This window comes from Phytoactinopolyspora endophytica, assembly GCF_004138495.1.
Classification (GTDB): Bacteria; Actinomycetota; Actinomycetes; order Jiangellales; family Jiangellaceae; genus Phytoactinopolyspora; species Phytoactinopolyspora endophytica.
Genome location: NZ_ML142849.1, coordinates 216,058 through 221,039 on the forward strand (window position 1 = coordinate 216,058; position 4,982 = coordinate 221,039).

A 4,982-nucleotide genomic window follows, 5' to 3' on the forward strand; every position below is an offset into this window, starting at 1 on the left:
AGATACGCAACATGCTCAGGCCGTAGAGAGCAACAAGTACCAGCGCGTCAGAGCGGCGCCGGGCCGCCCGCTCGCCTACCTTCGCACGGGCGGCAGCCACCACCGCGTCGCCCGCCAGAGTCCGCGCTCCGAGAGACCGACGGGTGACCCGATGCACGCTGAAGAGGCCCAGCCACGCGGCACAGTAGATCAGCGCGGCCACGCTCACCCAGACGGGCACGTCCGGAACCGCCAGGTACACGGCGGCGACGGCCGCTGCCAGCATCACCTCCGCGGTGACACCGAACAAGCGCAGCGTCTGTATGAACACCAGTGGTGTGCTCAGAAAGAGCGGTACGACGACATACAGAGGAACGCCGGCTTCGATCGAGCCGGCGGCCAGGAACATGACGGAGAAGAACGCCGCCGCAGCCAGTGGGAACACCATGAACGCCTGAACGCCGGAGGCGAACGAGCGCCAGCGTTCCAGCGGGCGAAGCCGCTTGACCGGAAGCAGCAGTCCCGCATCGCGCAGCCGATCCAGGGTGGCGGTCATCCACGCGTCTGCTCTGGTTGCCGCCGCCATCACCTCGACGGGGTACTTGAACCCGCGCGAGTTGACGACCTTGGTAGCGATGGCCACTGCAGCATTGTCTGGAACGGCATCGCTGCGGGCATCCGAGCCAGGCGTTGCCTCGAGCCGCGCCTGCCTGAGATAGCTCCGGCCGCGTCGACGTACGCGAAACAGCCCATCCAGGTAGAGCTTGGCCAGCACGACCTGGCCGAGCCGTTGCTTGCCACCCGTGAGCAACGCCAACTCGTACGGATCCAGCTGGTCAGAGTCCACCTGGTGCCGATGGTCATGCGCTGCATGGACCATGGTGCGTAGGCGTTGCGCCTTCGCCGCGGTGACCAGGTAGATCATCGCCAGCAAGGCGAAAAGGACACCAGTGGCAACGGCGACGACGACAACCATGAACCACTCCCCCCGCGCACGTGCATGCGCGAAGATCGACAACGTCCGCCCCACCTTAGCTTGGCGCCATCTGGCGAGCACCGGCACTGCGGCGCCACAACGTCGATCGCGAGTCTCTCCGTCGCTCTGAGGGGCCGATCGTTGACACGACCATGGCACTTGTGTCATGGTCTGGGCATTCCACAAGTGATATAGGTGAGGCGGCGTGGCGGCGAAGCTTGAGATGATCCTTCTGGGAGTACTCCTGCGCAAACCGAGCACCGGCTACGACCTGAAGAAGTTCATGGACGCCCAGGGTCGGTTCATGCGCTCAAACACCCAGATGAGCCAGGTCTACACATCACTCGGGAAGATGGAGAGCCGGGACTGGATACAGCACACGGTCGAACCGCGCCCGGGTGCCCAGGACGCCAAGCTGTACAGCGTGACGGTCGAGGGTGAGACCGTCTTCCTCGACTGGCTCACCGGACCTTACGTCGTGACCAGCCGGTTTCAGGACTCCGACCTGTTCACCCGGCTCAGTTTCGCGGGCTTTCTGGGCGTCGACGAGGTGCTCAGGCTGCTGGACACGGAGATCGAGGCGCGCCAGGCACAGGTCGCGCGGTACCGCCATCGCGATCGAAGCGTGCCCGTCGCGACGTCGTTGCCGTTCGACTCCGAACTGTCCGATCTGGTCGCGGAGTGGTCGCACCGGCATGGTGCCGCCGCCGTCGACGCTCACATCGCCGCCTGCATCGAGCTGCGCCACGAGCTCGCCGGCCGCGCCGTACAGAACCAGGGAGTGACCGGATGAGAGCCATCGTGTTGATGTTCGACAGCCTCAACCGGCACATGCTCGCGCCGTACGGGGACACGTTCGTCGACGCGCCGAACTTCGCCCGGCTGGCGGAACGCGCGGTGACGTTCGACAACTTCTACGCGGGGTCGATGCCGTGCATTCCGGCACGCCGGGAGATGCACACCGGGCGGTACAACTTCCTGCACCGCAGCTGGGGGCCGCTGGAGCCGTTCGACGATTCGGCGCCGCAGCTGCTGGGCGAGGCCGGGGTGCATACGCACCTTGTCTCCGATCACCCGCACTACTGGGAGGACGGAGGCGCGACCTACCACACCCGGTTCACCACCTGGGAGTTCATGCGCGGGCAGGAGGGCGATCCGTGGAAGGGCGTCGTCGAACCCGGCACGAGCGCGCCAGGGATACACCGGATGCGCCGCCAGGACCAGGTCAACCGCCGTTTCATGCGCACCGAGGCGGAACACTCGCAGACCCGCACCGTGGACGCCGGGTTGGAGTTCCTGGAGACCAATGTCGGCGCGGACCGCTGGATGTTGCAGATCGAGCTGTTCGACCCGCACGAGCCGTTCTTCAGCCACCAGCGGTACAAGGACCGGTACCCGCATGGGTATGACGGCCCGGAGTTCGACTGGCCCGAATACCGTAAGGTCACCGAGCCGAGCGATCAGGTCGAGCATGCCCGATCGGAGTACGCCGCCCTGGTGTCGATGTGCGACCACTCGCTGGGCCGGGTGCTGGACTTCATGGACGCCCACGACATGTGGGACGACACCATGCTGATCGTCAACACCGACCACGGCTTCTTGCTGGGTGAGCATGGCTGGTGGGCCAAGGGCGTGCAGCCGTGGTTCAACGAGCTGGTCCATCTGCCGTTCTTCGTATGGGATCCACGCTGCGGCGAGCGCGGCACACGGCGCACCGCGTTGACACAGACCATCGACATCGCCCCGACCATGCTCGGGTTCTTCGACGTGCGGCCCGCTCCGGACATGCAGGGCCAGGATCTGGCCCCGGTACTCGCCGGCGACGGGCCGTCGCACGACGGCGCGCTGTTCGGGGTACACGGCGGGCACGTGAACGTCACCGACGGCCGGTACGTATACATGCGCGCCTCGGACGACGAGCGCAACCTCCCGCTGGACGAGTACACCCTGATGCCGACCCACATGCGCACCCGGTTCGGTGTCGACGAGCTCGCCGGCTGGGAGCCGGCCGAGCCGTTCGGATTCACCAAGGGCGTACGGACCATGCGGATGCCGGCGACATCCCGGTGGATGAACCCATGGCGACACGGCACCCTGCTCTTCGACCTGGAATCCGACCCGGGACAGGAACGTCCGATCGTCGACGACGACGCAGAGTTGCGGATGCTACAGCTGCTCGCTCGCCTGATGAGGGAGAACGACGCCCCGGCCAGCCAGTTCCAGCGTCTCGGCATCCCCGCCGACGGTGAGATCACCAGGGCGCACCTGCACGCGTGCGCCCATCGTGAGCGCGCGGACGCGCTGGCCGAGCCGCTGCCGTCGAGCACCGACCTCGCCGCCCGCGATCTGCTCGAACGTCCCCTCACCGAGCTGCTGCGGGACCCGGCCGCCCGGGACGTCGTCGAGCGCCACGCTCCGGACCTCGTACACAGCGAGCTCCTCTCCGTGTCAGCCAGCGCGAACCTGCTGAACCTCGCCGCCCGCGCGGCGATTCCCGCCAGCACCCTGCACGCACTCGACGCCGGACTCGCGGCGCTCCTCTCGGCACGACGGTGAGACGACGGCGGTGTGGCTATCGGTGGGCGGTCACCAGCCACGCGGACGCATCCATGACCACGCCGCGCGGACCGGAGTACGGCAGGAAGGCCTCGACCAACGCTCCGGACACCGCAGCCCGGACGCTTTCGGGTTCCCCCTCGAGAAGCTGACGGCTCTCCGGCAGCGAGAGAACGAACTCTGCCGCGTCCGCGGAGTCACCGGCTACTCGTTGCGGCCGGACGACGGGCTCCAGCGTCACCTCGCTGAACCCGCCGGCCGCGACCATGCGACGCGCCCGGTCGCCGTCGGCAAAGGCGAACGGCCCGGGTGTATCGGGCTGGCCCAGGTCTGGCTGCCGGCCGATCAGCGGTACGACCGCCGCCAACGCGACGGCAAGCCACTCCGTCTCCAGCGGATGCCGCCAGCACACGAATGCCAGCCGCCCACCCGGTTTCAACGCGCGGCGCAGGTTGGCGAACGCGGCGGGTGGATCATCGAACAACATCGCCGCGAACCGGCTGATCACCGCGTCGTAGGCCTCCTGCTCGAACCGATGGATCTGGGCGTCGGCTTCCAGAAGAGTCACATTCGTCAGGCCTGCGATGTGTTGCCGCGCGTGCGCCAGCATCTGCATTGAGATGTCGATACCGTCGACGGTGCCGTCCGGCGCTACCCGCTCTGCCGCCTCGACCGTCGTCGCTCCCCAACCGCAGCCCACGTCCAGCACTCGTTCCCCGGGCTGGAGCGCGACCGCGTCGAACACGGCCGTGCCGAACGGGGCCATCATGGCCTCCCAGCGGTCGCCATGCTCGTCGTACTGACGCGGGCCATCGCCGGCCCAGTACTCGCGTTCGCCCTGATTGACGTCGCTATCCTGCGTCATCGTCATCCTCCCCCGTCCGCGCAAAATCTGCCTCGAGAATGCTCTTGAGCCGGGCGAGGTCTGCTTTGAAGCCGCGCCGGACACCACGTGCGACGAACGGCTCGACCAGCGGGGCGAACACGCCCCCGAACCGCCGGTCGGCCTCGCCCACCACGGTGGCCCGGCAGCCTTGTGGTGTGGGCTCGCAGATGCATGCCGTGTTCAGCGGGAAAGGCCCCTCCACGGTCCGGTGCGCCACCGCCCGGCCCGGCTGGTAGTCAGTCACCTCGTCGATGAACTCGACTGTCCGGCCGTTGACGTCCATCACCATGCGTCCGCGACGTCCGATGCTGACCGTCTCGGACGCGCCAGGGTCAACCGCGTCCAGCCATTCCGACTCCCGCACCGACACCATCCACTCGGAATCGTGTGACCGGGTGGCCAGGTAATGGAACACCTCGTCGGACGGCCGGTTGATCACTGTGCTCTCTTCGATCCTTCGCATGACCATCTCCATTTGCGGGTCCGCCGTCGTCTCGAACTCGGTATCGACGCTACGAGCCCGCACGTCATCGCCGCGTCGGGCGAACACCCCAACATGCCCGCAGCTCACGTGGGTGTATCCAC

The 4,982-nt window shown here is 67.2% G+C and carries 5 protein-coding genes; 2 read left to right on the forward strand and 3 right to left on the reverse strand.

Annotated features, from left to right (window positions below):
* Positions 1 to 955: TIGR04222 domain-containing membrane protein (locus ELR45_RS00950; RefSeq protein ID WP_165367349.1), on the reverse strand; the 955-nt coding region annotated here is incomplete at its 3' end.
* 205 nt (positions 956 to 1,160) lie between these two features.
* Here ELR45_RS00950 and ELR45_RS00955 point away from each other — a divergent pair.
* Positions 1,161 to 1,748 (forward strand): PadR family transcriptional regulator, encoded by a 588-nt coding sequence (locus ELR45_RS00955; protein WP_205855645.1) that lies wholly within the window; start codon positions 1,161 to 1,163, stop codon positions 1,746 to 1,748.
* Positions 1,745 to 3,511, forward strand: a complete 1,767-nt coding sequence (locus ELR45_RS00960; protein ID WP_129662700.1) for a sulfatase — start codon at positions 1,745 to 1,747, stop codon at positions 3,509 to 3,511. Before ELR45_RS00955 ends, ELR45_RS00960 begins: the two co-directional genes overlap by 4 nt.
* 16 nt (positions 3,512 to 3,527) lie before the next feature.
* On the opposite strand, the gene ELR45_RS00965 is transcribed toward ELR45_RS00960, so the two are convergent.
* Positions 3,528 to 4,376 (reverse strand): class I SAM-dependent methyltransferase, encoded by an 849-nt coding sequence (locus ELR45_RS00965; RefSeq protein ID WP_165367350.1) that lies wholly within the window; start codon positions 4,374 to 4,376, stop codon positions 3,528 to 3,530.
* The coding region (locus tag ELR45_RS00970; RefSeq protein WP_205855646.1) for an SRPBCC family protein at positions 4,363 to 4,982 on the reverse strand (620 nt) is incomplete at its 5' end. The genes ELR45_RS00970 and ELR45_RS00965, both read right to left, overlap by 14 nt.

Coding starts and splice junctions, on each gene's coding strand:
- ELR45_RS00960 (WP_129662700.1), top strand. CDS start 1,745: ATGAGAGCCATCGTGTTGATGTTCGACAGCCTCAACCGGCACATGCTC.
- ELR45_RS00965 (WP_165367350.1), bottom strand. CDS start 4,376: ATGACGCAGGATAGCGACGTCAATCAGGGCGAACGCGAGTACTGGGCC.